This window comes from Streptomyces sp. SID1328 (assembly GCF_009865595.1).
Taxonomy (GTDB): domain Bacteria; phylum Actinomycetota; class Actinomycetes; order Streptomycetales; family Streptomycetaceae; genus Streptomyces; species Streptomyces griseoluteus.
Genome location: NZ_WWKH01000572.1, coordinates 1 through 1,114 on the forward strand (window position 1 = coordinate 1; position 1,114 = coordinate 1,114).

At 73.6% G+C, this 1,114-nt stretch carries 2 protein-coding genes and 2 pseudogenes; all 4 read right to left on the reverse strand.

The genetic code is table 11. The annotated features are described in order from the left end of the window. A pseudogene (locus GT030_RS36515) lies at positions 1-101 on the reverse strand (ATP/GTP-binding protein); the annotation flags it as partial. Continuing rightward, positions 82-429, reverse strand: a complete 348-nt coding sequence (locus tag GT030_RS18055; RefSeq protein WP_135793314.1) for a DUF742 domain-containing protein — start codon at positions 427-429, stop codon at positions 82-84. The gene GT030_RS18055 and the pseudogene GT030_RS36515, both read right to left, overlap by 20 nt. Beyond that, positions 426-833 carry a roadblock/LC7 domain-containing protein gene (locus GT030_RS18060; protein ID WP_030813062.1) on the reverse strand — a complete coding sequence of 136 codons (408 nt, stop codon included), beginning with the start codon at positions 831-833 and terminating at the stop codon, positions 426-428. The genes GT030_RS18055 and GT030_RS18060 overlap by 4 nt, the downstream gene beginning before the upstream one ends. Further along, a pseudogene (locus GT030_RS35705) lies at positions 830-1,114 on the reverse strand (ATP-binding protein); the annotation flags it as partial. The pseudogene GT030_RS35705 and the gene GT030_RS18060, both read right to left, overlap by 4 nt.

Here is a 1,114-nt window from a genome sequence, read left to right on the forward strand (position 1 = left end):
GTGGTCTTGCCGACGCCGAAGCCGCCCACGACGACGATCTTCAGACCGTTGTCGGCGGAGGCACCCAACGGGGTGCGCGCGTCAGAGATTGCGGAGTCCAACGAGCACCTGCTCCAGGATGTCGGGGTCGGTGATGGCGGGGCGGCGCGGATGACGGGCGCTGACATGGCCGGTGGCCAGCAGGTCGGACAGCAGCACCTTGGTGATGCTGACGGGCAGGCGCAGCTCGGCGGCGATCTCCACCACCGAGGTGGGGAACTCCGCCAGCCGCAGGATGGCCACGTGCTCGGACTGCATGCCGGTGGCCGCCGCCGACTCGGCGACGATCAGCGTGACCAGGTCCAGCGGGCTGCCGGCGCCGGCCCCGATCCGTCCCCGCGTGATGGTGTAGAGACGGTCGGGAGCGTCGTCCCTGCCCGGACGGCTCATGAGGAGCGGGGCGGCGCGGTCAGGTGCTCGCCGAGCTGCTCCACCAGTTCGCTCATCGTGTGGCCGACCACGCCGGGGTCCGCGTCCTCGCTGGTCACCACGGCCAGGTGGGCGCCCTCGCCGGCCTCGACGATGAACAGCACCCCGCCGTAGAACTCGGCCATCGCCGAGCGGACGCCGCCGCTGCCGTCGCCGAACTCCACGGACGCCCCGTGCGACAGCGACTGGATGCCGGCGGCGATGGCGGCGAGCTGGTCCGCCTGGTCGACGGACAACTCCGGCGTACGGCACAGCTTGAGGCCGTCGCGGGAGAGGACGAGCGCGTGCCGGGCGCCCGGAGTCTTCTCCAGCAGGCCCTCGAGGAGCCAGGTGAGCGTGTCGTCCGCGGTGGTCGGGCCGGTCATGAAGTGGTGTCGCCTTCCAGGTGCGTGTGCGGTTGCGTGGGGGGACGGGAGACAGCGGGGGTGTCGGCCGGGCCGCCTTCGCGCGGTTCCTCGGGCCGGGTGTGCGGTGCCCGGCCCTCGGGGGTCGGGCCGGGGCGTACCGCGTTGCGGAAGCTGCTGAAGCGGGCCGCGCGGACCTTGGCCTCGTCGGGGGCGGTTGCGGGCCGTCCGGTGTCGTCCCGCGAGGCCGACCGGGAACGCTCGGCCTCGGCCAGCGTCCGGCCGCGCCGGCGCTTGGGCAG